Source organism: Nocardia terrae (genome assembly GCF_009760405.1).
Taxonomy (GTDB): domain Bacteria; phylum Actinomycetota; class Actinomycetes; order Mycobacteriales; family Mycobacteriaceae; genus Nocardia; species Nocardia terrae.
Genome location: NZ_WRPP01000002.1, coordinates 285904 through 309658, shown reverse-complemented (window position 1 = coordinate 309658; position 23755 = coordinate 285904). Strand labels below are relative to the sequence as shown.

Below are 23755 nucleotides of genomic sequence, written 5' to 3'. Positions count from 1 at the left end.
ATGGCGCCCCGGTAATTAATACGGAGAACGAAATGGCCCCGGAGCGAGTGCCCCTCGCTCCGGGGCCTTTCTCGTCCGCGGCCGTCCGCTACATCTCCCACGGCGCCTGCGGCAGCACCTTGCCGGTCTCGAGGAGGGACTTCATATTGGCCAGCACGGCGGGCCAGCCGCTCGAAATGCCCTGCAGCATTTCCTCGTTCGGCAGATTCTCGTGGGTGACGGTGAGGCGGACGATGTCCTGGTGGGGCTCGATCAAGAAGGTCACCACCGACGGGGAACGGTCCTCGTGCGGGGAGTCCTCGAAGGTGAGGACCAGCCGGCGCGGCTCCTCGACCTCGAGGATCTTGCCGACCACGTCGACCTTGCCGGAGCCGTCGGCGCGGCGGTGTTCCCAGTCCGAACCCTCCTTCCAGTCCGAGATGTTCTCGTGGCCCCAGTACTGGGCGGTCAGGTCGGCGTCGGTGAGGGCCTTCCAGACCTGCTCGGCGGTGGCGTGGATGTAGGTGACGTAGACGTAGTTCGCGACGGTGGCGGTCATGGCGTACTCCTCTGCCTGGTTCTTGATGGCGCGCAGGACGTCGAGCCTGGGACGGTCGAAGACGGAGATCCAGCGCTGTTCGATGTCGTGAATCGGAGTCGGATTGATGTAGTGCACCCGCTCCCGACCGCGGCGCAGCACGGTCACGAGTCCGGCCTTCTCGAGAATGTCGAGGTGCTGGGTCACCGACTGCCGGGCCATCTCGACCCGCTCGCACAATTCGCGCAGGGTCTGGCCGTTGTTCTCACGCAGCCGGTCCAGCAGCAGCCGGCGGGTGCCGTCGGCCAGCGCCTTGAAGACCGCGTCCATGTCGGGTTCGGATTGCACGCCCCAAATTATGCAGGTATTTACCTGCATATGTCAATGACGTGGGAATTTCGTTCTCGGACATGACAATCCGCGCGATGCGGGTCAAGATGATCAACGGCCCTCGGGCCGATCGACATCGTTGTCAGACGTAGCGCCCGTGGTTTCGTGGCGCGGACAGGAGTGCCCGTGGCATCGACGCCGCTGACCTCGGAACCCGCCTCGTCGGTGATCGTGGAGACGATCCGCCCGGCGCGCCTCGGCACCCGGCTCGCCCATCCGGTTCTGCGCACCACGCTGCAGACGTTCCTGCGCGCCGGAGCCTGGGTCGCCGACCTGGGTCCGCGCCCGGCCGAGCTGGTCTTCCGCGCCACCCGGCTCTCGGAGAAGCCCGCCGCCGTGCTCGGCACCCCGCGCGGGGTGCGGCGCGAGCCGAAGCGATTCGAGCACTTCGACGCCGAATGGCTGTGGACCGCCCCGGCACCGGACCCCCGGGTGGACCGCGAGGCCGCGATCCTGTACTTCCACGGCGGCGCGTTCATCGCGGGCGGGCTCAACAGCTACCGCCGCCACACCGCGCGCATGGCCGCGTTGAGCGAACTGCCGGTGCTGACCGTCGACTACCGGCAGTTGCCCGACGCCCACCCCAACGAGAGCCTCGACGACGCGCTGACCGCCTACCGGCATCTGCTGGCCGAGGGCTTCCCGCCCGGGCAGATCATCGTCGCGGGCGATTCCGCGGGCGGCGGGCTCGCGCTGCGGCTGGCCCTGACCCTGCGCGAGCTGGGTCTGCCACTGCCCGTGGCCCTTTCGGTCACCTCGCCGTGGGCCGACTTCGACTCCACCGCGCGGCTGGCGCATCCGAACGCGGGCGACGACGCGGTGCTGCCCGCGGCCGGGCCGGACATGGTGGTGCGCCGCGGCATCGCCGTCGACGGCGTCCTCGACCCGGCGTGGTCGGTGGTGAACCACGACTTCACCGGCCTGCCACCGATTCTGCTGCAGGTCGGTTCCCGCGAGATGCTGCTCGCCGACGCGCTCGCGGTGGCCCGGCGCGCCGACGCGGCGGGGGTCCCGCTGCGCCTGCAGATCCGTCCCAGCGCCCCGCACACCCTCATCCATCTGGGCGCGGGCCTGCTCGCCGACGGCCGCGACGCCGCTCGCGACGCGGCCGAATTCCACCGTGCGATGATCGAACCCGGACGTTCCGGCCGCACCGCCGCCTGATCCGACGGCGGCGGCCCCGATCCGAGAGGCCCCCGATGTCCCAGCCCGCCACCACTTCCCGCCCGGCCGTGTTCGTCACCGGCGCCGCCGCCGGCATCGGCCGCGCCATCGCCACCCGCTTCGCCCGGCAGGGCTGGACGGTCGGCCTCTACGACATCGACGCCGATACGGTCCGCGCCACCGCCGACGCGATCGGCGGGCACACCGTCACCGGTTCCTTCGATGTCACCGATCCCGCAGGCTGGGATCAGGCCCTGAAGGAGTTCTTCGACGCGACCGGCCGCCTGGACCTCCTGGTCAACAACGCGGGCATCCTCTATTCGGGCGCACTCGGCGACATCCCCCTCGACCGCCAGCACCGCCTGATCGACGTCAACATCAAAGGCGTCCTCAACGGCTGCCACACCGCCCTCCCCTACCTGCGCCGCACCCCGGGCAGCCGCGTCATCAATCTGGCTTCCGCCTCAGCCCTTTACGGCCAGCCCGGCCTGGCGACCTACGGCGCGACCAAGGCCGCCGTCCGCAGCCTCACCGAGGCCCTCGACCTCGAATGGCGCCACTACGGAATCACCGTCAGCGACCTACTCCCCCTCTTCGTCGCCACCGACATGATGACCGAGGTCAGCCGCGGCTCGAAGTCCGCCACCACCCTGGGCGTCCACCTCACCCCCGAGGACGTCGCAGAATCCGTGTGGCACACCGCAACCACCCGCCGCCCCCTCACCGGCCCCCACGTCCTGGTGGGCCTCCAAACCAAACTGACCAGCCTCGCCAACCGCCTCGCCCCACCCTTCGTCACCCGCGCCGTCGTCGGCTGGCTCAGCAAGGCCGACACCCTGTAGCTCGCTGACGAAGAAGTCATCTGGTTCAGAGGGCCGACAGGTCTCCGACGATGAGGATGGCCAGGCCGACCGCCAATGTCAGGGCCCCGGCGAGGCCGAGGGGGGCGGTGCGGGCCTTGTCGGCGAATTCGTCGTTGATGCCGGTGAGCCAGTTGATGGTGTCCTTGGCGGCGATGAGGATGCCGGAGAGGACCAGCAGCCAGGCGGCGGTGATGTTCCAGGCGCTGGAGAGGGTGGAGAGGTTGGCGGCCCAGACCAGGCTCAGCAGGATGACACCCTGGATGACCGCGCCGACGTGGGCGACGGTCAGGTAGCGGGGGGTGGGCGGGTTGCCGGTGCGCATGCGCAGGGCGGTCATGGGGTAGCCGAGGAGGGCCCCGTAGGTGAGCGTCAGCAGGCCGCCGATGATGAGGATCTTGTCGGTTGCCGTCATGGCCAATCCCTTCGACGGACTACACCGTAGGAGCGAGGTCGCCGAGGGCGGCACGGTTCGGGCGAATCGATGCTCGATCTTCATCGAGGGTCGCGGGCGCGGGCAGGGGGCGCGCCGCGGCGGCGCGCAGCAGGAGGGCGGCCAGGCCGAGATAGCCGCGCAGCGCCGGGAGCGAGAAGGCCACGGACGGGACGGTCCGGGTTGTTCCCGCGGGCAGCGGGCGCTCGGCGAATCGGTCGGCGAGCCAGTCCCCACACAGCGGCGCGGCCAGCAGGCCGAGGCCGACGTGGCCGCCCAGGATGTCGCGCCGGTAGTGGACGGAGACGCCGGCGGCGCGGTAGCGGTCGACCAGGCGGTCCACATTGCCGCACGGGATGATCAGATCGTGCACGCCCTGCACGGCCAGGACGGGGAAGCGCGGCGGGCACTCGCCGGGGTTGAGGTCCGACAGCACCGCGCGCACCTCGGGCCGGGTGCGCAGGGTGGCCAGGGCCGAACCGTCGTGGTCGTCGACGCGGAAACGCAAGCTGCGCAACAGCAATGGGATGGTGGCGCTGGTCTCGGCCCGGTCGAGCAGGGCCAGGGAGTCGGTGTCGAGGTGTTCGCGCAGGCTGCGGTCCAGGGCCGGGTAGGCGCGGCGCAGGCCCGCCAGGCACAGGGTGGCCAGCCCGCCGAAGGTGGAGCCGTTGAGCCGGAAGAAGGTCGATTCCAGATCGCCGACCGGCGAACCCAGCACGGCGGCGAGGATATTCAGCTCCGGAGCGTAGGCGGCGGCGAGCTCGGCGGCCCACGTGGTGGCCAGTCCCCCGCCGGAGTAGCCCCACAGCGCCACCGGCGAATCGATCGGGCGATCCAGGAAGCCCAGGGTGGCGCGCAGTCCGTCGAGGGTGCGGTGGCCGGGCTCGCGGGGCGCGCCGAACCGCCCGGCCGTGCCGACGTGGTCGGGCACCGACACCGCCCAGCCGCGGGTCAGCGCCTGCGCGATGAGCACCAGTTCGAACTGCGGAATCGACCCCAGTGCCCGGGCGCCGCGCCGGAACGCGTAGGAGGGCAGGCATTTCGAGGCCACGGCGTCGATGGCGCACTGGAACGACACCACCGGTCGCGCGGCGGCGGGGTCGGCCCCGGCGGGCAGCAGCACCGTGGTGACCGCGGCCTCGGCCCGCCCGTGCAGGTCGTTGCTGCGAAACAGCAACTGGGTGGCCGTGATTCGCTGCGGTATCCGCCCGAGTAGCGCCAATTCCACCGGCCGCGACCGGAGGACGGTCCCGGGGGCGACACGGGTGAGCCCGCGCGGTCGCCGATAGAACGGGTCCTGCTCGGGCAGCGGCGGTCGTTCCCCGGACCGAGGCGCGATCATGCCAATCCCCTTTCGACCGAAAGCCTGTCCGACAATCTCGAGTTGTCCGGCCGCGCCGAGCTACCCGACCTTGGCCAGCGCGAACCGCAATTCGCCGCGGCGCGCGACCGCGAGCTTGCGATACACCCGGGTCAGGTGCTGCTCCACGGTGCTGGTGGTGATGTTGAGCGCCTCGGCGATATCGCGGTTGCGATTGCCCACCGCGGCCAGTTCGGCCACCCGCCGTTCGGCCGGGCTCAGCGGCTCATGGCCCCCGGCGCCGACCCCGTCGCGCGTCCCGCCGTCCGCGGCCGCCCCCGGCTCGACCTGCAATCGCGCCAACAACGGTTCCGACCCGCAGGATTCGGCCAGCCGCGCCGCCTCCCGCAGCGGCGGCCGCGCCCGATCCGCCTCGCCCAAGGCCCGGTAGGCGTCGCCGAGATCGGCCAGCACCGTGGCCAATTCGAGTTCGTCGCCGCCGGTGCGGGCCAGCGCCGCGGCCCGGCGCAGCAGGGTCACGCGCCGCAGTGGATCGCTGGTGGCGGCCAGCAGCCGCAGCGACACGGCCCCGGTGTAGTGCTGTTCGGCCCCGCCGACCGCGTCCAGGTGGCGGGTCGCGAAGGTCTGGGCCTGCCACTGCTGTCCGGCCTCGAGGCTGGCCGCGGCCAGGTCGTTGCGCCACGGTGCGAGCCAGGCGAAGTCCATGCCCCACTCGTCCATGAGCCGCCCGCAGCGGCGGAAGTGCCGCAGCGCCTCCTCGGGCCGGCCGGTGGCCCGGCAGTGCTCGCCGTAGGCGCGCAGATAGCCCAGCGCGAAACGGGATTCGAACAGGGCGCGCGGCACCGGCCGTTCCAGTTGCGCGGCGGCCTCGGCGTGGCGGCCCTGGGCGGTGAGCGCCCGCACCAGTACCGCGACCGGCCGCCCGATCCAGACCCCGAGCTGTTCGGCGGGCAGCAGGTTGAGCGCCACCATGGCGTGCCCGGCCGCCTCGACCAGATTTCCCTTGCGCAGCAGTGTCTCCGCGCGCGCCGAGGCGAACAGCGCCTGCCAGGTCGGGGCGCGCCGCGCGGTGGCCTCGGCCAGCAGGGACGTGCACCAGGCGTCGGCGGCGTCCAGGCGATCGGTGTGCAGCAGGCAGTCCACGGCCGCGACCAGCACCTCGACCGTGGACGGGGTCAGCCGATGCTGGGCCAGGATCCGCTGCGCGGCCGCGGCGGTCTCGGCGGGCGGGCGCTGCTCCCACAGTCCCGAGAGCAGCGCCGCGGCCTGGCGGTGCGGTGAATCCCGTTCCAGCGGAACGGAATCGAGAGCGGGTCGCACGGTGGCGAGCCATTCGTGCCGCTGCCCCTGCACCGGGTGCGTGTATTTCAGCCAGGCCCCGAGGAATTCGAGCCGGTCCGCGAGCCCGCCCGCGCCGTCCGCGCCGCGCCGCAAGCGGACCAGCGCGTGGTCGACGTGCAGCACGAACCCGTGCCACAGCATCTGCAGCACGGTCGCCGGCAGGTCGGGATAGGGCACCCGCCCGGTGCGCAGCGCCGCCTTGAGCCGACCGAAATTGCGGGTGCGGCTGGACGGATTGATCCGCCATTCCACCGCCACCAGCCGGGTCGCGATGGCGGCCCGCTCGTCGGCGCGCCGGCTGGCTCGATAGGCCAGCTCCAAATGCGTTCCCGCGCTGTCGAGTTCATCGGCGTCGATGGCGTCGTCGGCGACCTCGAGCAGGACCTGCGCCGCCCACGAGCCCCGCACCTCCGCCGCCTCGACCAGGTGCCGGGCCACCGCGTCGGCCGCGAAACCCTCGCGGCACAGCAGTTCGGCCGCCCCGGCGTGCAGTATCCGGCGCTGGTCCGCGGGCAGTTCGCCCAGCACCCGCGCCGCCATCTCCGGATGCGCGCGGCACTGCCCCACGATCAGTCCGGCGTCGGCCAATTCCGCCACCTGCGTGCGGATTTCCTCCTCGCGCACGTCCAGCAGCGCCGCCACCCGCGCGATCGTGGCGGTGCTGTCGAGCACCGCGACCGCCTGCGCGACCCGCAGCCGCGCCGCGTCCGCCGGGCTCGGCGTGGCCGCCGAACATCCCATCCCCCCGCCGACCCCCACCGGCATGTGTTCTCGGTCCCGAGCGACCGACCGCGCCATCTGACATCCCTTTCAGCGATCGGATGCGCCCGACTGACAGGCGTGGCACGGCGAGCTCGAGTGTGCTGGAGCGGCATCATTGCAGCGAGGGCGCGTGAACGCCCAGGATCAGCCGGGGCACAACGATTTCCGGTGGTCACCGGCGGCGCGACACTGCCCGCCGGCGACCATTGACCGGATGAAATTCACTGCCGAACAGTGTATTTCAGATTGGGCTACGGTGCGGCCTGAGCGGCGACCAGAGCACGCGGCCGGTACACCAGGCAGGCCGCCGAATTCTCGTCCGCGGCCAGGAACACCACCGTGTGGGCCTCGTCGAGCATGCCCTGGGAGGCCGCGCTCAGGTAGGCGTGCACCGGTCCGGCGGAATACGGGTCGCCGACAAAGGGATCGATGCCCGCCACGGCGGCAGAGGGAATGCCGAGGTGGTACGCCACCCGTTCCCGGAATCCGGGGACCGGGGCGGGCGTGAGCAGTACCGCGGCGCCGGTGGCGAAGTCACCGGTTTGCAGTCCCTCACCGGCGAGGCATTCACGCAGCACCGATTCCGACAGGGCCAGCGGATCACCGATCTCCGGCCGCACCGTGAGCGCGTTGCGACCATCGGTGCCCGCCGCCTCGAGGTCGGCCCAGGCGGTCGGCCCCTTCACCCCCGGGGTCTCGGCGGCGTAGATGCGCCCGAATCCGCCCGCGCTCTCGGAGGCGTGCAACAGGATCGCCGCGCCGCCGGCGGTGTAGGGGAAGTCCGCGCGCCCGCGCTCGGTGGACGGGTGGGTGTCACCGGCGACGATCAGCGCGTACTCCACTTCCCCGAGCCCGGTGAAGCACTGCGCGGTCATGAGCGCGTGCACCACCCCGGTGGCACCGTTGAGCAGGTCGAACGAGAACGCGGGCACCCGCCCGGTCTCGTACTCCAGGCCCACTTCCAGACGCTTCTGGATCAGCGCCGCCACAGCGGGTTCGGCGATATTGCTGTCGCGGAAGACACCGGCGTTGATCACCAGGCCGACCCGCTCGGGCGACACCTCGGCCGCCTCGAGCGCCTGCCGCCCGGCCCGCGTCGCCAACTCGAAGTAGCTGCCGGTATCGGTGTCGGTGCACACCGCGGCCGAAACGATTGCCGTACTCATATGTTCACGCCTCCAGCCGGGTGATGGTCGCGGCGAGATGCCCCGACACCACGCCGGACGCCTCGGGGATCAGCAGCACCTTGGAGCCGCGTGGGATCTTCTGCTGCTTGAGGTGTTCGCGCAGCACCAGGAAGTGCGAGGTGGACGCCGTGTTGCCGTACTCGTCGTACACATTGAGCGCCTGCGGCATCGGGGTGTCGAAGTGCCGCTCGGTGAGCGAGCTGATGTATTCGATGGCCGGGCCACTGAACTGGTGGTGGATCCAGTAGTCGTACTTCTCACTCTCCCAGGCCAGCCCCTTCTCCTGGAGGAAGTCGGCCATCCGCGAAATCCCTTGCAGGAAGCGGGATTCGCTGGCCAGCGCGCGATTGTCGGTGTACATCGCGATGCCGGTGGTCTTGTCCGAGGGCTGGCCGATGCAGTGCTCGGCCCCGGCCGAGGTGGTCATGAGCTCGATGTAGTGGATCTCGTCGTCGTCGTTGCCGCGGTCGTCGACGACCACCGCGACCGCCGCGTCGCCCACGGTGAGCGCCGCGAACTGCGGGTCGTAGGGCTTGGAGATCTCGCGGGTGGCGGTCTCGGCGATGGGCGTGATCTGCTCGCCGCTGACCACCAGGCCCCGGCGCACCACGCCGGCCTTGATCATCCGATCGAGCACCAGCACGCCGGTGATCATGCCCGCGCAGGCGTTGGACAGGTCGAAGTGCAGCGCGTTGGTCGCGCCGATGACATTGCCCAGCTGTGCGGCGAACGACGGCGCGTAGCAGAACTGCCCGGGTCCGGTGAAGCGCGTGATGGACACCGAGATGATCACGTCCAGCTCACGGGCCTCGTAGCCGGAGCGCTCGAGGCAGTCCTCGATCGCCTTGCGCGCCAGCACGAACGACGATTCGTAATTCTCCGGATCGCTGTCGTGCACGCGCCGATTCTTGATTCCGGTAATTCGTTCCAGGTCCAATGCCCTGGGAACGGAAAGGGCGTCGATCACGTCTTCCGTGGAGCGGATCGTACTGGGTGTGTACGCACCGATCGATTCGAAACGTGTACGCATGTGGCCCCCTACTCTCTGGACCGAACGAGTCCTGTCGAATTTGGCTGCGGCGACCGCAATTCGGTGTCCCCCGAGCCGGCCCCGCTGATATCCCGTAGCCCCGATGCCGAGTGAAACGGTACCGTACCCAGCGGTAGCCCAGAGTCACACCGGTCACACGAATCACACTGCGCCCACCGGTATTTGGCCTCGAATCCGCTGGAAGACACAGATAGGCAACGGTTCACCGGCCCGCACCCGTAGGGGTGGAGTAGGGGGTTACGAGGAACTCGTGTCGGTACCCCGGGACACACTAAATACGTTGTATATCAAGTCAATACGGATCGCCACGGCTAGCGGTTCGACAGCACCCCGTGTAACCTCACCGATATTCCTCGCATTCCTCGACAAATTCTCTGGGGGAAGTGTGTCGCATTCCTTGCCCACCATTTATTGGCGCGCTCTCGATCGCTTCCGCGATATCGTCGCCGCTCATCCCGAGCGGGAGGCGGTGATCTATGCGGACGGCAAGAATCGGGCCGGCGTGCCCGAATATCGACAGCTCACCTACGCCGAACTCGACGCGTGGTCGGACACCATCGCCGAGAGGTTCACCGAGGCCGGCGTCGCCCGCGGCGTGCGCACCATCGTGCTGGTGCGGCCGGGACCGGAGCTCTACGCGGTGCTGTACGGGCTGTTCAAGATCGGCGCGGTGCCGGTCGTGATCGACCCCGGCATGGGCATGTTCAAGATGCTGCGCTGCCTGCAGGCCGCCGACGCGGAGGCCTTCGTCGGCGTCTCGGAGGCGCAGGCGCTGCGCATCGTGTTCCGCGCCTACTTCCGCAAGGTGCGGGTGGCGGTGACCGTCGGCCGCTCCTGGTGGCAGGGCCCGACCCTGGAAAGCTGGGGCCGCACACCGGCTTCCGCACTGCCCGAGCGCGAGCCCGGGCCCGACGACGAGCCGCTGCTCATCGCCTACACCACCGGCAGCACCGGGCCCGCCAAGGCGGTGGTGCTCACCCACGGCAATCTCAGCGCCATGGTCGATCAGGTCGACGACGCGCGCGAGCACGTCGCCCCGGGCACCTCGCTGATCACCGCGCCGGTGGCCGGCATTCTGGAGCTGCTGCTCGGATCCCGGTGCGTGCTACCGCCGTTGATCCCGTCCAAGGTCGGCGCGACCGATCCCGCGCACGTGGTGGACGCGGTGCGGCGCTTCGGGGTGCGCACCATGTTCGCCTCGCCCGCGGTGCTGATCCCGCTGCTGCACCACATCGAGGAATCCGGCGCGGACCTCGACACCATTCAGAGCATCTATTCCGGTGGCGCGCCGGTCCCGGACTGGTGCATCGCCGCGCTGCGCCAGGCGCTGCCCGAGGACGCCAAGGTGTACTCCGGCTACGGGGCCACCGAGGCGCTGCCGATGGCCACCATCGAATCCCGCGAACTGCTGGGCGATCTCGTGGAGCAGGCCCATCACGGGCAGGGCGTGTGCGTGGGCCGCCCGGCGCTGCACGTGCAGGCGCGCATCATCGCCGTCACCGATGATCCGCTGCCCGAATGGTCGGATGTCGAGGCCCGGGCCGCGGACCTGGCGGCCTCGCGCGGCATCGGCGAGCTGGTGGTGTCCGGCCCGAACGTCAGTACCCGGTACTTCTGGCCCAAGGCCGCCAACAAGATCGGCAAGATCGCCGACGGCGAGGTGACCTGGCACCGCACCGGCGACCTCGCCTGGATCGACGACGCGGGGCGAATCCGGTTCTGCGGCCGCAAGAGTCAACGCCTCGACACCGCCAACGGGCCCATGTTCACCGTGCAGGTCGAGCAGGTCTTCAATACCGTCGAGGGCGTCGCCCGCACCGCGCTGGTGGGCGTCGGCGCCCGGGGCGAACAGCAGCCGGTGCTGTGCGTGGAGCTCGAGCGGGGCGCCGACAAGGACGCGGTGGAGCGCGAATTGCGCGGCCGCCGCGACGAATTCGAGATCACCAAGCCGGTGACCGAGTTCCTGTTCCACCCGAGGTTCCCGGTGGACATCCGCCACAACGCCAAGATCGGCCGCGAGAAGCTGACGGTCTGGGCGGACAAGCAGCTGGCGGCACAGAAATGAGAGCCCTCGCGCTGGTCCAGGTCGTCGTGCGCATGGTCGCCGACGAACTGGCCAGCCGGTGGCGCCGCGGCACCGCGACAGGAAGGGCATCGTGAAGGCCATGGTGACGGGAGCCTCCGGCTTCCTGGGCGGAGCGCTGGTGCGCCGCCTGGTACGGGACACCGACTACGAGGTGTCGATCCTGGTGCGCCGCACCAGCAATCTGCGCGACCTCGACCCGGTCATCGACCGGGTCGAGCGGGTCGTCGGCGATCTGAGTGATCCGGAATCCCTCGACCGCGCCGCCGCCGGCGTGGATGTGGTGTTCCACAGCGCCGCGCGCGTGGACGAGCGCGGCACCCGCGCCCGCTTCTGGGCGGAGAACACCGCCGCCACCGCCCGGCTGCTGGCCGCGGCCCGGGGCGCGGGAGCGCGGCGTTTCGTGTTCATCTCGAGTCCCAGCGCGCTCATGGACCGTGATGGCGGCGACCAGATCGATATCGACGAGTCGGTTCCGTATCCGCGCCGCTACCTCAACTACTACTGCGAGACCAAGGCCGCCGCGGAACGGCTGGTGCTGAAGGCGAATACCGCCGAATTCACCACCACCGCACTGCGCCCGCGGGCCATCTGGGGAGCGGGCGACCGCTCCGGGCCGATCGTGCGGCTGCTGGAACGGGCCGCCGCGGGCACGCTGCCGGATCTGTCGTCCGGGCGCGAGGTGTATGCCTCGCTGTGCCACGTCGACAATATCGTCGAAGCCGCGGTCCTGGCCGCCACCAGCGAGAACGTCGGCGGCAAGCCGTATTTCGTCGCCGATGCCGAGCAGACGAACGTCTGGCGCTTCCTCGGCGACGTCGCCGAGGACCTCGGTTATGCCCGGCCGAGCCGCAAGCTCGATCCCCGGCTGGTCGAGGTGGTGGTCGCGGCCATCGAAAACCTCAGGCGGGTACCGTATCTCGCCGAGCACTGGACGCCCCCGCTGTCGCGCTACTCGGTGGCGGTCATGACCCGTTCGGGCACCTATGACACCTCCGCCGCCACCCGCGATTTCGGATACCGGCCCGTTATGGATCGCGAAACCGGCATGACCGAACTGAAATCCTGGATCCGCAGCGGGGAGGTGATCGCCGGATCCACTCGCTGACCAGCGTTCGGGCACTCTCCTCAAACTTGTGTTACTGGCGGTACCGGCTAGCATGGGGCAGTACACATCGCACTCAATGAGGAGAGCGCCCGATGCCGGAGTTCGACTACCACGGCGTATCCGTCACGTACGACCGCGCCGGGTCGGGTGACCCGATTCTGTTCCTGCACAATCTCGGCGGCGATCGCCACATCTGGGCGCATCAGACCCGCTCGCTGGCGGCCACCCACAGCGTGTACGCGCTGGACCTGTTCGGTTACGGCGACTCCGACTCCCCCACCAGCGGGTATACGGTCGAGAACTATGTGCGCATGGTCGAGGAGTTCATCGACGCGCACGCCCTCACCAATCTGACGATGGTCGGCAACTGCTTCGGCAGCGCCGCGTCGCTGCTCTACGCGCGCCGCAATCCGCAGCAGGTGCGTGCCCTGGTGCTGTGCAATCCCCTCACCGCCGCCACCCTGCGGCCCACCCTCACCGGCCTGGGCGCACGCCTGGCCACGCACCTGCCGATCGATTCGGTCGCGGGCGCGATCCGGCTGCCCGGCCTGGTCGCGAAGTACGTGGTCCGCGAACAGCTCGGCCCGCGCGGGCGCGATATGGACGCCTCCGCCTTCGCCAACCTGAACCGCCGCTGGCGCGATCGCGGCCGTCTGCTCGCGCCCGCCGCCACCGCCCGCGACCTGTCGACCCTGGCCGCGCTCGACGAGTTCCGGCCGGATGCGGACTTCCCGCCCATCACCACCATCTGGGGGCTGGAGAATCGCGTCCTGTCCGCCGCCGCGGGCGCGCGCCTGAACGCGACCCTGAACCCCACCCTGGCCATCGAGGCGCGCGGGTGCGGCCACCTGGTCATGCTGGAAGAGCCCGAAACCGTCACCGCCGCAATCCGTTCCGCCACCCGCACCGCCCTGGCGGGCTGAGCCGGTCCCGAGATTCCGGCGGGCAATACCGGCCGTTAGACAACGACTGGTCCTGCAAACCCGTTGCGGCGCATCCCCGTCCGGTCGTGCTCGTCCACGGCACCTGGGCCGGCGCCTTCGGCGCCTATTCGTATATGGGCCCCGAGCTGGCCAAGGCCGGTTACTGCGTCTTCACCTTCAATTACGGACGCGCGGATGTCGCGGGCGCGGGGCTGGTCCAACCCGGCACCGGGGCCACCGGCTACATCGAGGACTCGGCCGCACAACTGGCGGCGCTCGTGGATCGCGTGCTGGCCACCACCGGCGCGGCACAGGTGGATACGATCGGGCATTCCCAGGGCGGTGTCGTCATCCGGCAATATCTGAAATTCAACGGCGGTGCCGATACGAGTAATCCAGCCGATCACAAAGTCGCCCATGTGATCACCTACGGTGCCACCGATCACGGCACCAGCCTCGGTCACGCCGGAATTCAGCAATTGGTCGGTTCACCCGTGCTGACCCGTCTCAACGACGGCGGCGACACCGTGCCGGGCGTGGACTACACGATCGTGGCCGACCAGGTTGTGCGGGGTCGGCCAGATGTGCAAGAAGATCGGCCTGGCCAGCGCCTCGGCCCGCTCATCCGGTTCCATCGCCTCGGATCCAGAACGATCGTCATCGCCGCTCCCTCACCGCGCCACCGCCATCCTCGAATTCCAAATCCGGGACGGCCCATGTCGTCCGCAATTGTCGATCTGGCGGGAGGTCTTGCCAGATAGCCTCGGGTGAGATCGTTTCGCACGGGAGGGAGTTCGGCGGAATGGGCCGATTCGTCAAAGGTGACGGTTGGGACGTCACGTCGCCGCTGGGACCGAAGTCGTTGACCTGGAAGCATTTCGGGGATATCCGGTCGATGCTGATACTGGGCAGGGCCGGGACCCTGCAGAACATGCATCCGGTACTGGACCGCGCGCTGCAGGAGCATTCCAACTTCTTCCGCGATCCCATGGACCGGTTCGACCGGTCCATCAAACCGATTCACGCCATGATCTACGAGCCGCGGCCGGTGGAGAACGCGGCGACCGTGCGCGACTTCCACAAGCCGATCAAGGGGGTCTCGGACGACGGGCAGCGGTATCACGCGCTCGATCCCGAAGTCTTCTGGTGGACGCATGTCACGTTCTACGAATCCATCATCGCCACCCAGGAATTCTTCGGGACACCGCTCGGCGAGGACGAGAAGCGGCAGCTCATCGCCGAGGGGTTGAGCTGGTGGCGGCTGTACGGGATGAGCGAGCGGCCCGCGTTCGGGGATCACGAGAACTACGAGCGGTATTGGGAGCACATGTGGCGAGAGGTGCTGGGGCGCAATGCCACCACCGACTTCGCCGCGGCCATACATCGGCAGCAGGTGCCCGCGCCGCCCGGCATTCCCGAACCGCTGTGGCGGCTGACGCGGTTCCCGGTCATGGGGATCGGCGTCTGGATCTCGAATGCCACCATGCCCGCCGAGGCCCGGGAACTGCTGGGCTGGCGCTGGACGCGCCTGGATCAGGCCGCGTTCGAGGTCTTCCGCCGCGCGGTGCGCCTCACCTGGGAACTCGCACCGCGCCGCCTGCGCTACCTTCCCGAATCCTGGTCGGGGATGCAGAGGTACCGCACCGACCCGGCGGCCTACGAGCCGCTCAGCCCGCCGCCCGCCCCAGCATCCCCGCCAGCTCCCGAAGGCGCGCAACCAGTTCCGCAGGCTCGATGACACGGAACTCGAAACCGAAACCCGCCGTGTAGAAGGCGATCGCGTCGAGAGAATCAGCACCCGTGTGCAGCACACAGGTTTCCGCGTCGACGGCCTCGAGCACGCCCACGGTCGGCGCGATCCGCTCGGCGGCCCGCTCGGCGGAGGCCAGCAGGGTGATCCGGGCCCGATAGCGGTAGGGCGCGGTGGTCACGCCGTGCGAGACGAACTCGGCCGCGTCGGGGGCCGCGCGCGGGGTGAAGCGCGGGCCGGTCGGGATGCGCGGGGTGAGGCGATCCACGCGGTAGGTGCGCCAATCCTCGCGGTCGACGTCCCAGCCGGTGAGATACCAGCGGCGGCCGGTGTGCACGAGGCGATGCGGTTCGGTTGTGCGCCGGGAGGTTTCGCCCTCGTGAGTGCGGTAGTCGAAGCGCAGCCGATGACGGTCGCGAATGGCGGCGGCGATGGCGGTCAAGGTGTCCGGGTCGACCCGGGGACCGCCCGCGGGCACGGCCACGGTCGCCTCCTGCAACGCGGTCACCCGATGCCGCAGCCGCGAGGGCAGCACCTGCTCGAGCTTGCCCAGCGCGCGCAGCGAACTCTCCTCGATCCCGGCGATGGTGCCGCCGGCCGCGGTCCGCAATCCCATGGCCACCGCGATGGCCTCCTCGTCGTCGAGCAGCAGCGGCGGCAGTTTCGCGCCCGCGCCCAGCCGGTACCCGGCCGCGCCCGCGCTGGCGTGCACGGGATAGCCGAGGGTGCGCAGCTTGTCGATATCGCGGCGCACCGTGCGCACATCCACCTCGAGCTGTGTGGCCAGCTCCGCGCCGGACCAGTCGCGGGGAGTCTGCAAAAGCGACAGCAGGCGCAGGAGCCGGGCCGAGGTTTCCAACATTCTTCGATTGTCCCGCAAGCTAGGACAGTAGCTGTCCTAGCCGCTTCATACCGTGGTTCTCATGAGCGATCAGATCACTCCCTTCCGCATCGACATCCCGCAAGCCGAGCTCGATGACCTGCGGTCACGCCTCACCGCCGCCCGGCTGCCCGCACCCCTGCCCGGCGACGACTGGGACACCGGCGTCCCCGTGCACTGGCTGCGCGAGCTGGTCGAGTACTGGCGCACCGGCTACGACTGGCGGGCCGCCGAGGCCGAGTTCAACCGCTACCCGGGGTTCCTGACCGAGATCGAGGGCCAGCGGATTCACTTCCTGCACATCCGCTCGGCCGAGCCGAATGCGGTGCCGCTGTTGCTGACTCACGGCTGGCCCGGTTCGATCGCGGACTTCCTGGATGTCATCGGGCCGCTGACCGATCCGGGCGCGCACGGCGGCGACCCGGCCGACGCCTTCCATCTGGTCATTCCCGCGTTGCCGGGTTTCGGCTTCTCCGGACCGGTGAGCGAACCCGGCTGGAGCCGGGCGCGCATCGGCCGGGTCTGGGCCGAACTCATGAACCGGCTGGGATACGAGCGTTACGGCGTGCAGGGCGGTGACATCGGCGGCGCGGTGAGTCCCGAGGTCGCCCGCCACGCACCCGAGCGGGTGATCGGCGTCCACGTCAACGGCGGCCCCAGCCTCCCGCCGCCGTCGGCCGTCGACGACCTCGACGAGATGACCGATCTGGAGCGCGACCGCATGCGCCGGATCGCGGATTTCATGCGAGAACAGTTCGGCTACATCGCGATCCAGTCCACCAGGCCGCAGACGCTGGCCTACGGCTTGGTGGATTCCCCGGTGGGACAGCTGGCCTGGATCATGGACAAGTTCCGCGAGTGGACCCACCCGCGAAACGTGGTCCCCGACAAGATCATCGACCGCGATCGCCTGCTCACCACCGCCATGCTCTACTGGCTGACCGGCACGGCCGGATCGGCGGCCTACGTCGGCTACGCGCACACCGGGGAATGGGGTGTGCCGGGCGTGAATTCCGGTGTCCCGACCGCCGTCATCGCCTTCGCCCACGACGTCTGCATCCGCCGCTATTGCGAGCAGTCCAACACCATCACCCGCTGGGTGGACGTGGATCGCGGCGGGCACTTCGCGGCGATGGAGGAACCCGAGATCCTGGTCGGCGACATCCGCGAGTTCTTCCGCGACCTGCGCTAGGTCAGGGCACCAACGGCCGGACCTGCTCGGCGACGAAGCGCACGAAGCCGGACGGATCCGGCTCGTCGGCAGTGGGCTGGAGCACCACACTGGTCGCTCCGGCCTCCGCCCAGTGCATCACCTTGTCGGCGATGACGCGGGCGTCACCGGCGACACCCAGGTCGGGAATGGTGTCGCGGTCCTGCTCGCGCAGATCGGCCGCCACCCGCTCGGCAGCACCGGGACCGGTCGCGGCGAGCAGGTACACCACAACCGGGAAGGGCTGTGCCGCAACCGTTTCGGGCCGCGCGGCGTGCAGGATCTCGGCGGCGGAGCGGATGCCGTCGGCCGGTGTCGAATTGGTGAGGATCACCCCGTCCGCACACTCCCCCACCACTCGCAGCGTCTTCGGCCCGGTCGCGGCGGCCAGGATCGGCGGCGCGGCCACCGGCGGCCAGTCCAGCGCGACATCGTCGAGCTGAATGTAGCGGCCCTTCACCGTGATTCGCTGCCCGTTCAGCAATCCGCGCAGCGCGTCGAGGTATTCGCGCAACAAGGTCAGCGGCGAGGCCGCTCGCGCCCCGACCTGCCCCATCCAGTCCTGAACCCCGTGCCCCACACCCCAGATCCCCCGCCCCGGGAACATGCGTTCCAGGGTCGCGATTTCCATGGCGGTGATCGCGACATTGCGCAGCGGCACCGGCAGCACTCCGACTCCGATCCGCACCCGCTCGCTCCAGGCCAGCGCCGCGGCGGCCGTGGACACCCCGCCTTCGAGGAAACAGTCCTCCCACAGCCACAATTCGTCGAGCCCCGACTCATCGGCGGCCCGCACCACCTCTCGTAGCCGCTCCGGTGGATTCTGCGGCCGGAACACCGCGCCCAGGGTCGTCATATCCCATGCCTACCACGTGAGTGGCGGAAACGGCTGCGGCCCGGCCTCATTCGAGAGGACCGGGCCGCAGGGTATCGGAACTCAGCCGAAGTGGCAGACGTAGTGGACGGGCTCGATGACCTCGATGACGAAGCTGGAGTCGCCCGGCACGGAGAAGGACTCGCCGCCCTTGTACGCGGTGGCCTCGGACTCGCCCGCGAGGGTGACAGTGCAGGAGCCCTCGAGCAGCTCCATGATCTCCGGCGCGCCCGTGTTGAAGGTCAGGGTGGCGGGGAGGATGACACCGACGGACTTGCTGGTGCCGTCGGCCAGTTCGATGTTGTGGCTGACGCACTTGCCATCGAAGTAGACGTTGGCGCGCTTGGTGACGGTGACATTCTCGAACTTCATGCGGCGAGCTTACCTGCGACCAGCTGGCAACCATTCATTCGGGCCGCTGGGAACCGGTCAGTCGGGCAGGGAGTCCAGCGCGGTCTTCGCCAGGGCCCGCCCCTGTTCGATGATCGGGGCGGCGCGATGGAAATCCATGGTGCCGCACATGTTCTGCGGCACCGAGATCACCAGGTCCGGCGGGTGGGCGGCCAGATGCTGACGGGTGATCGCCCCCAGCATGAGATCGATGGCCCGCTGCGCCACGTCGGTGGCCCGCACGCTGCTCAGCGGAAGGGGCGGTTCCGCCGATTCCTCGACCGGTGTCCGTCCGCGCCGCTGCGCCGACGCCCGCCACCACTGCGTGAACCAGTTCGCCCGCGGCTGCGCCCGGTCGTAGGCCGGATCGGGCGCACCCGAGAGGTCCACCCCGATGGTCAGGTCGGCGGGGCCGAAGGTCATGGTCGCCACCACCGGCAGCGGGTCGAGGACTCCCCCGTCCACCAGCACGTGGCCGTCGGAGAGCACCGGCGTGATGAAGCCCGGGATCGAGATCGACGCCCGGATCGCATCGTCCAGCGCCCCCGACCGGAACCAGACCGAGCGCCCGACCGTCATATCGGTCGCGACCGCCACATAGGGGATCGGCAGATCCTCGATCCGCAGGTCACCGAGCATCTCCCGGATCCGGTCTAGTACCTTGCCCGCCCGGATCACCCCGGGCTCGCTGAAGGCCGGATCGAGCAGCCGTGCCACCTCGAACTGCCCGAGTGCGGTTGCCCAGGAGGTGAATTCGTCCAGCCGCCCGGCCGCGAACAGGCCGCCGACCAGCGCCCCCATCGACGATCCGGCTACCCCGACGATCTCGTAGCCGCGCTCCTCGAGCTCGGCGATCACCCCGATGTGCGCGTACCCGCGGGCACCGCCGCTGCCCAGGGCGAGTCTGACCCGCTTGCCCGCCGACATGTCGGCCTCCCGTCACCGTCGGATACTCAGCAATCCATCGGCAACCAATGCTAGTGCTCGTCCTCCCCCGCCGCGCCGCCGTGTCGTTCACCGCCGATGAGCATGATGCGACATCTCGTCGAAGGTCAGCTGGCAGCCGCGCTCGAACTCGTCGAACGCCGGCTCGACCACGACCGGGTGCTTGGCGAACACGCCGACGGTCTCCCCCACCGCCTGCGCGACTGGGACCGCATCGAGGTCACCGAGGACGAGGCCGCCGCCATGGCCACCAACGGCCTGCCGATCAACCCCGAAACCTATGTCACCGACCCGGAATTCGGCCGGGTCGGCAAGGAACTCGAAGCGCGCGGCATCGCCGTCGAGTATGTCGACTTCGCCGTGTCCCGCCTCTTCGGCGGCGCGTTCCGCTGCTCGACCCAGCCCCTGCTGCGCGCCGACTAGGCCGCCGAGGTCACGCGGTAGACGTCGTAGACGCCTTCCACATTGCGGACCACGTTGAGCAGGTGACCCAGGTGCTTCGGGTCGCCCATCTCGAAGGTGAACTTGGAGATGGCGACCCGGTCACCGGAGGTGGTGACCGCCGCCGAGAGGATGTTGACCTTCTCGTCGGCGAGCACCTTCGTCACGTCCGAGAGCAGACGCGTCCGGTCGAGCGCCTCGATCTGGATGGCGACCAGGAAGACCGACGACGGCGACGGCGCCCACTTGACCTCGATGATGCGTTCGGGTTCGGCGCGCAGGGAATCCGCGTTGGTGCAGTCGGTGCGGTGCACGCTGACCGCGCCGCCGCGGGTCACGAAGCCCATGATCTCGTCGCCGGGCACCGGGGTGCAGCACTTGGCGAGCTTGGACACCGTGCCGGGCGCACCCGGAATCTCCACGCCCGCATCGCCGGTCGTGCGCTGCCGCGACGGGACCGTGGACGGCGTGGACCGCTCGGCCAGTTCGTTCTCGACGTCGCTGACGCCGCCGAGCTGGGCCATGAGCCGCTGCACCACGTGATGCGCCGACACCTGGTTCTCGCCGACGGCCGCGTACAGCGCGGAGATGTCGGTGTAGTGCAGCTCGTGGGCGAGCGCGCTCATGGCGTCGACGCTCATCAGACGCTGCAGCGGCAGGCCCGAGCGGCGGACCTCCTTGCTGATCGCGTCCTTGCCCGCCTCGAGCGCTTCCTCGCGGCGTTCCTTGGCGAACCACTGCCGGATCTTGGCCTTGGCGCGCGGGGACACCACGAAGTTGGACCAGTCCCGCGAGGGTCCGGCGTTCTGCGCCTTGGAGGTGAAGATCTCGACGACCTCACCGTTCTCCAGCTGCCGTTCCAGCGCGACCAGTCGCCCGTTGACGCGCGCGCCGATGCAGCGGTGCCCGACCTCGGTGTGCACCGCGTAGGCGAAGTCCACGGGAGTCGACTTCTGCGGCAACGTGATCACGTCACCCTTGGGGGTGAACACGAAGATCTCCGGCGACTTCAGGTCGAAGCGCAACGACTCCAGGAACTCCGCGGGGTCCGCGGCCTCGCGCTGCCAGTCGAGCAGCTGGCGCATCCACGCCATGTCGTCGACTTCGTTGTTGTCCTGGGAGTGCTTGCCCTTGGTCTCCTTGTACCGCCAGTGCGCGGCGATGCCGAACTCGGCGGTCCGGTGCATGTCCTGGGTGCGGATCTGCACTTCCAGGGGCTTGCCGTCGGGTCCGACCACGGTGGTGTGCAGCGACTGGTAGACGCCGTAGCGCGGCTGGGCGATGTAGTCCTTGAACCGCCCGGCCATGGGCTGCCACAGCGAGTGCACGACACCGACCGCCGCGTAGCAGTCGCGCACCTCGTCGCAGAGGATGCGGATGCCGACCAGGTCGTGGATGTCGTCGAAGTCCTTACCCTTGACGATCATCTTCTGATAGATCGACCAGTAGTGCTTCGGACGGCCTTCCACGACCGCGATGATCCGGCTGGCGGCCAGGGTGTTCACGATCTCGGCGCGCACCTTGGCCAGGTAGGTATCGCGCGAGGGCGCGCGGTCGGCGACCAGCCGCACGATCTCGTCGTACTTCTTGGGGTGCAGGATCGCGAACGCGAGGTCCTCGAGCTCCCACTTGACGGTCGCCATACCGAGCCGGTGGGCCAGCGGCGCGATCACCTCGAGGGTTTCGCGCGCCTTCTTGGCCTGCTTCTCCGGCGGCAGGAAGCGCATGGTCCGCATGTTGTGCAGCCGGTCGGCCACCTTGATCACCAGCACGCGGGGGTCGCGGGCCATGGCGATGATCATCTTGCGGATGGTCTCGGCCTCGGCCGCCGCACCCAGGTTGACCTTGTCCAGCTTGGTGACGCCGTCGACCAGGTGCGCGACCTCGGTGCCGAATTCGGCGGTCAGCTCGTCGAGGGAGTACCCGGTGTCCTCGACGGTGTCGTGCAGCAGCGCGGCCACCAGCGTGGTGGTGTCCATGCCCAGCTCCGCCAGGATATTGGCGACCGCGAGCGGATGGGTGATGTAGGGGTCACCGGACTTGCGGAACTGGTGCGCGTGCTTCTCGTCGGCGACGTCGAAAGCCCGTTGCAGCAGAGCGAGATTCGCCTTCGGGTACAGCTCGCGGTGCACGGTGGCGAGGGGCTCGAGCACCGGCTTGACGGCGGCGATGCCGCGCTGCCCGGTCATGCGGCGGGCCAGGCGCGCGCGGACGCGACGGGAGGCGGAGGTGGGGACGGCGGTGGTGCTGCGAGCGGCGGACTGACCATTGGCCGACGGGGTGGCGACTACGTTCGATTCACGAGCGCCCTCGGGCGTTTGCCCCGAGTTCGCCTGCTCCATTTGCTGTGTCATGCCACCTCCGCTCGCGGCCTCGATCGGAAAACCATATCGGACCGTTCAACCACCCAGATCATCCACTTTAGTCCTGGAAACGGATACCGACCGGGACAGCTCACGCCGCCGGTTGGAACAGCCCCGGAGCGTTGAACTGTACCCGGTCAGCTCACTGTTCACCCGCAGACTCCACCAGCCCGTCGCCGGTCAGCTCCAGCCGTCGGGTCACCCCGATATCGGTGAGGAAACGCGGGTCGTGGCTCACCACGATCAGCGCCCCCTGGAAGCCGGCCAGCGCCTCGGTGAGATGCGCGAGGCTGGGCAGATCCAGGTTGTTGGTCGGCTCGTCGAGCAGCAGCAGCTTCGGCGCCGGCTCGGCCAGCAGCAGCATGGCCAGCGCCGCCCGCAACCGCTCTCCGCCCGAGAGCGCCCCGGCGAGCACGTCCGCGTCGCCACCCCGGAACAGGAACCGGGCCAGCTGCGCCCGGATCCGTTCGGCCGAGGCGTGCGGCGCGGTGGCCGCGACATTCTCGAAGACCGACTTCTCCTCGTCGAAAACGTCCAGCCGCTGCGGCAGCATGCGCCACGGCACCTGCGGGCCGTCCTGCTGGATCCGGTGCAGCAGCGTCGTTTTCCCGATGCCGTTGCGCCCGGTGAGCGCGATGCGTTCGGGCCCGCTGACTTTCAGCGTCACCGTCGGCCCGCAGGCCAGCCGCACCTCGTTCAGCTCGAGCACGTCCTGTCCCGGATACAGCCGGGTAGCGGGCAGGTCGACGCGGATCTCGCGATCGTCGCGCAGCCGCTCCTGCATATCGCTGAGATGATCCCTGGCCTCCTCGACCTTGCCGATGTGGTTGTTGCGCAGCTTGCCCGCCGACACCTGCGCCTGCCGCTTGCGCTCGGCCATGACGATCTTGGGTTCACGTTTCTGATCCCACATCTTCTGCCCGTAGCGCAGCCGCCGATCGAGTTTGATCCGCGCCTCGACCAGTTCCCGCGACTGCTTGCGCATATCGCTGCGGGCGTCGCGCACCGCCGCCCGGGCGGCCTCCTGCTCGGCCTCGATGATCCGCTCGTATTCGGTGAAATTGCCGCCGAACAAACGGATCTCGCCCTGCCGCAACTCGGCGACGGTGTCCACGCGATCGAGCAGCTCGCGGTCGTGGCTGACGGTCAGCACGGTGCCGGAGAACTGCGCGACAACCTCATAGAGGCGCTCGCGCGCCACCTGATCGAGATTGTTGGTCGGCTCGTCGAGCAGCAGCACGTCGGGCTCACGCAGCAGCTCGGCCACCAGACCGAGCAGCACCGTCTCGCCGCCGGACAATGTATCCAGCCGACGATCCAACTGCGCGACATCGCTTGCGATGTAATGCAATCCGAGCCGCCCCAGCAGCGCCACCGCTCGTTCCTCGATATCCCAGGCGCTGCCCACGATCTCGAAGTCGGCTTCACTACCCGTCCCGGATTCGATGCGGTGCAAGGCTTTCCGAATCCCGGCCAGCCCGAGCACTTCATCCACGCGCTGCCCGGTGGCCAGCCCGAGATCCTGCCGCAGGTACCCGAACCGCCCCGGCACGCTCACCGAGCCGCGCGAAGCGCGCAATTCCCCGGTGACCAGCCGAAACAGGGTCGATTTACCGGCGCCGTTGCTCCCGACCAGGCCGATATGACCCGGACCGAGCTGTGCGTCGAGACCGTCGAACACCGGCGTGCCATCGGGCCACGCGAAGGTGAGATCGGAAATGGAAATAACAGGCATAGACATGCGTACCTCCCGAAAGTGAGC

At 69.3% G+C, this 23755-nt stretch carries 21 protein-coding genes; 9 read left to right on the top strand and 12 right to left on the bottom strand.

Annotated features, from left to right (window positions below):
• Positions 1-88 precede the first annotated feature (88 nt).
• Positions 89-847, bottom strand: a complete 759-nt coding sequence (locus GPX89_RS11215; RefSeq protein WP_157388122.1) for an ArsR/SmtB family transcription factor — start codon at positions 845-847, stop codon at positions 89-91.
• A 186-nt stretch (positions 848-1033) separates the two neighbouring features.
• Between GPX89_RS11215 and GPX89_RS11210 the strand changes: the two genes are divergently transcribed.
• Both GPX89_RS11210 and GPX89_RS11205 read left to right on the top strand, forming a co-directional pair.
• Positions 1034-2071 (top strand): alpha/beta hydrolase fold domain-containing protein, encoded by a 1038-nt coding sequence (locus tag GPX89_RS11210; protein WP_157387445.1) that lies wholly within the window; start codon positions 1034-1036, stop codon positions 2069-2071.
• 35 nt (positions 2072-2106) lie between these two features.
• The gene (locus GPX89_RS11205) at positions 2107-2913 is read left to right on the top strand and encodes an SDR family oxidoreductase (RefSeq protein ID WP_157387444.1); all 807 of its coding nucleotides are present in this window, start codon (positions 2107-2109) and stop codon (positions 2911-2913) included.
• A gap of 25 nt (positions 2914-2938) precedes the next feature.
• Here GPX89_RS11205 and GPX89_RS11200 read toward each other — a convergent pair whose 3' ends face one another.
• The 5 genes from GPX89_RS11200 to GPX89_RS11180 all read right to left on the bottom strand — a co-directional run bounded on the left by GPX89_RS11200 (position 2939) and on the right by GPX89_RS11180 (position 9005).
• Positions 2939-3346: a hypothetical protein gene (locus tag GPX89_RS11200; protein ID WP_157387443.1), complete on the bottom strand. Its 408-nt coding sequence runs from the start codon at positions 3344-3346 to the stop codon at positions 2939-2941.
• Positions 3347-3365: 19 nt separating this feature from the next.
• Entirely contained in the window at positions 3366-4706 is a 1341-nt protein-coding gene (locus GPX89_RS11195) for a lipase family protein (RefSeq protein WP_157387442.1), read from the bottom strand.
• 60 nt (positions 4707-4766) lie between these two features.
• Positions 4767-6791, bottom strand: a complete 2025-nt coding sequence (locus GPX89_RS45390; RefSeq protein ID WP_157387441.1) for a helix-turn-helix transcriptional regulator — start codon at positions 6789-6791, stop codon at positions 4767-4769.
• A 248-nt stretch (positions 6792-7039) separates the two neighbouring features.
• Positions 7040-7954, bottom strand: a complete 915-nt coding sequence (locus GPX89_RS11185) for a hypothetical protein (protein ID WP_157387440.1) — start codon at positions 7952-7954, stop codon at positions 7040-7042.
• Between the two features lie 4 nt (positions 7955-7958).
• The gene (locus GPX89_RS11180) at positions 7959-9005 is read right to left on the bottom strand and encodes a 3-oxoacyl-ACP synthase III family protein (RefSeq protein ID WP_157387439.1); all 1047 of its coding nucleotides are present in this window, start codon (positions 9003-9005) and stop codon (positions 7959-7961) included.
• Between the two features lie 418 nt (positions 9006-9423).
• Here GPX89_RS11180 and GPX89_RS11175 point away from each other — a divergent pair, with 418 nt between their 5' ends.
• From GPX89_RS11175 to GPX89_RS11155, 5 genes are all read left to right on the top strand, one after another.
• Positions 9424-11091: a fatty acid CoA ligase family protein gene (locus GPX89_RS11175; RefSeq protein WP_235947073.1), complete on the top strand. Its 1668-nt coding sequence runs from the start codon at positions 9424-9426 to the stop codon at positions 11089-11091.
• Between the two features lie 100 nt (positions 11092-11191).
• Positions 11192-12217, top strand: a complete 1026-nt coding sequence (locus GPX89_RS11170; protein WP_157388121.1) for an NAD-dependent epimerase/dehydratase family protein — start codon at positions 11192-11194, stop codon at positions 12215-12217.
• 92 nt (positions 12218-12309) lie between these two features.
• Positions 12310-13140, top strand: coding sequence for an alpha/beta fold hydrolase (locus GPX89_RS11165; RefSeq protein WP_157387437.1), 831 nt, complete (start codon positions 12310-12312; stop codon positions 13138-13140).
• 86 nt (positions 13141-13226) lie between these two features.
• On the top strand, positions 13227-13901 hold the full coding sequence (locus tag GPX89_RS11160) for an esterase/lipase family protein (RefSeq protein WP_328601713.1): 675 nt from the start codon (positions 13227-13229) through the stop codon (positions 13899-13901).
• A 41-nt stretch (positions 13902-13942) separates the two neighbouring features.
• On the top strand, positions 13943-14878 hold the full coding sequence (locus GPX89_RS11155; RefSeq protein ID WP_157387436.1) for an oxygenase MpaB family protein: 936 nt from the start codon (positions 13943-13945) through the stop codon (positions 14876-14878).
• On the opposite strand, the gene GPX89_RS11150 is transcribed toward GPX89_RS11155, so the two are convergent.
• On the bottom strand, positions 14808-15752 hold the full coding sequence (locus GPX89_RS11150) for a helix-turn-helix transcriptional regulator (RefSeq protein ID WP_157387435.1): 945 nt from the start codon (positions 15750-15752) through the stop codon (positions 14808-14810). The genes GPX89_RS11155 and GPX89_RS11150 overlap by 71 nt on opposite strands.
• 61 nt (positions 15753-15813) lie before the next feature.
• Here GPX89_RS11150 and GPX89_RS11145 point away from each other — a divergent pair, with 61 nt between their 5' ends.
• A complete protein-coding gene (locus GPX89_RS11145) occupies positions 15814-16962 on the top strand; it encodes an epoxide hydrolase family protein (RefSeq protein WP_157387434.1) in 1149 nt (382 codons plus the stop codon).
• 1 nt (position 16963) lies between these two features.
• On the opposite strand, the gene GPX89_RS11140 is transcribed toward GPX89_RS11145, so the two are convergent.
• From GPX89_RS11140 to GPX89_RS11130, 3 genes are all read right to left on the bottom strand, one after another.
• The gene (locus GPX89_RS11140) at positions 16964-17836 is read right to left on the bottom strand and encodes an LLM class flavin-dependent oxidoreductase (protein WP_157387433.1); all 873 of its coding nucleotides are present in this window, start codon (positions 17834-17836) and stop codon (positions 16964-16966) included.
• Between the two features lie 81 nt (positions 17837-17917).
• Positions 17918-18226 (bottom strand): pyrimidine/purine nucleoside phosphorylase, encoded by a 309-nt coding sequence (ppnP, locus tag GPX89_RS11135; RefSeq protein WP_157387432.1) that lies wholly within the window; start codon positions 18224-18226, stop codon positions 17918-17920.
• A 57-nt stretch (positions 18227-18283) separates the two neighbouring features.
• Positions 18284-19171 carry a patatin-like phospholipase family protein gene (locus GPX89_RS11130; protein ID WP_157387431.1) on the bottom strand — a complete coding sequence of 296 codons (888 nt, stop codon included), beginning with the start codon at positions 19169-19171 and terminating at the stop codon, positions 18284-18286.
• A gap of 96 nt (positions 19172-19267) precedes the next feature.
• Between GPX89_RS11130 and GPX89_RS11125 the strand changes: the two genes are divergently transcribed.
• Complete coding sequence (locus GPX89_RS11125) at positions 19268-19612, top strand: hypothetical protein (protein WP_157387430.1); 345 nt, start codon at positions 19268-19270, stop codon at positions 19610-19612.
• On the opposite strand, the gene GPX89_RS11120 is transcribed toward GPX89_RS11125, so the two are convergent.
• Both GPX89_RS11120 and GPX89_RS11115 read right to left on the bottom strand, forming a co-directional pair.
• Positions 19609-21984, bottom strand: a complete 2376-nt coding sequence (locus tag GPX89_RS11120; protein ID WP_157387429.1) for a RelA/SpoT family protein — start codon at positions 21982-21984, stop codon at positions 19609-19611. The genes GPX89_RS11125 and GPX89_RS11120 overlap by 4 nt on opposite strands.
• A 151-nt stretch (positions 21985-22135) precedes the next feature.
• Positions 22136-23734 carry an ABC-F family ATP-binding cassette domain-containing protein gene (locus GPX89_RS11115; protein ID WP_157387428.1) on the bottom strand — a complete coding sequence of 533 codons (1599 nt, stop codon included), beginning with the start codon at positions 23732-23734 and terminating at the stop codon, positions 22136-22138.
• Positions 23735-23755 lie beyond the last annotated feature (21 nt).

Excerpts from the sequence above, each read along its gene's own strand:
- GPX89_RS11215 (WP_157388122.1), bottom strand. The coding sequence starts at position 847 with ATGGACGCGGTCTTCAAGGCGCTGGCCGACGGCACCCGCCGGCTGCTG.
- GPX89_RS11205 (WP_157387444.1), top strand. The coding sequence starts at position 2,107 with ATGTCCCAGCCCGCCACCACTTCCCGCCCGGCCGTGTTCGTCACCGGC.
- GPX89_RS11200 (WP_157387443.1), bottom strand. The coding sequence starts at position 3,346 with ATGACGGCAACCGACAAGATCCTCATCATCGGCGGCCTGCTGACGCTC.
- GPX89_RS11195 (WP_157387442.1), bottom strand. The coding sequence starts at position 4,706 with ATGATCGCGCCTCGGTCCGGGGAACGACCGCCGCTGCCCGAGCAGGAC.
- GPX89_RS45390 (WP_157387441.1), bottom strand. The coding sequence starts at position 6,791 with ATGCCGGTGGGGGTCGGCGGGGGGATGGGATGTTCGGCGGCCACGCCG.
- GPX89_RS11185 (WP_157387440.1), bottom strand. The coding sequence starts at position 7,954 with ATGAGTACGGCAATCGTTTCGGCCGCGGTGTGCACCGACACCGATACC.
- GPX89_RS11180 (WP_157387439.1), bottom strand. The coding sequence starts at position 9,005 with ATGCGTACACGTTTCGAATCGATCGGTGCGTACACACCCAGTACGATC.
- GPX89_RS11170 (WP_157388121.1), top strand. The coding sequence starts at position 11,192 with ATGGTGACGGGAGCCTCCGGCTTCCTGGGCGGAGCGCTGGTGCGCCGC.
- GPX89_RS11165 (WP_157387437.1), top strand. The coding sequence starts at position 12,310 with ATGCCGGAGTTCGACTACCACGGCGTATCCGTCACGTACGACCGCGCC.
- GPX89_RS11155 (WP_157387436.1), top strand. The coding sequence starts at position 13,943 with ATGGGCCGATTCGTCAAAGGTGACGGTTGGGACGTCACGTCGCCGCTG.
- GPX89_RS11150 (WP_157387435.1), bottom strand. The coding sequence starts at position 15,752 with ATGTTGGAAACCTCGGCCCGGCTCCTGCGCCTGCTGTCGCTTTTGCAG.
- GPX89_RS11145 (WP_157387434.1), top strand. The coding sequence starts at position 15,814 with ATGAGCGATCAGATCACTCCCTTCCGCATCGACATCCCGCAAGCCGAG.
- GPX89_RS11140 (WP_157387433.1), bottom strand. The coding sequence starts at position 17,836 with ATGACGACCCTGGGCGCGGTGTTCCGGCCGCAGAATCCACCGGAGCGG.
- ppnP (WP_157387432.1), bottom strand. The coding sequence starts at position 18,226 with ATGAAGTTCGAGAATGTCACCGTCACCAAGCGCGCCAACGTCTACTTC.
- GPX89_RS11130 (WP_157387431.1), bottom strand. The coding sequence starts at position 19,171 with ATGTCGGCGGGCAAGCGGGTCAGACTCGCCCTGGGCAGCGGCGGTGCC.
- GPX89_RS11125 (WP_157387430.1), top strand. The coding sequence starts at position 19,268 with ATGAGCATGATGCGACATCTCGTCGAAGGTCAGCTGGCAGCCGCGCTC.
- GPX89_RS11120 (WP_157387429.1), bottom strand. The coding sequence starts at position 21,984 with ATGACACAGCAAATGGAGCAGGCGAACTCGGGGCAAACGCCCGAGGGC.
- GPX89_RS11115 (WP_157387428.1), bottom strand. The coding sequence starts at position 23,734 with ATGTCTATGCCTGTTATTTCCATTTCCGATCTCACCTTCGCGTGGCCC.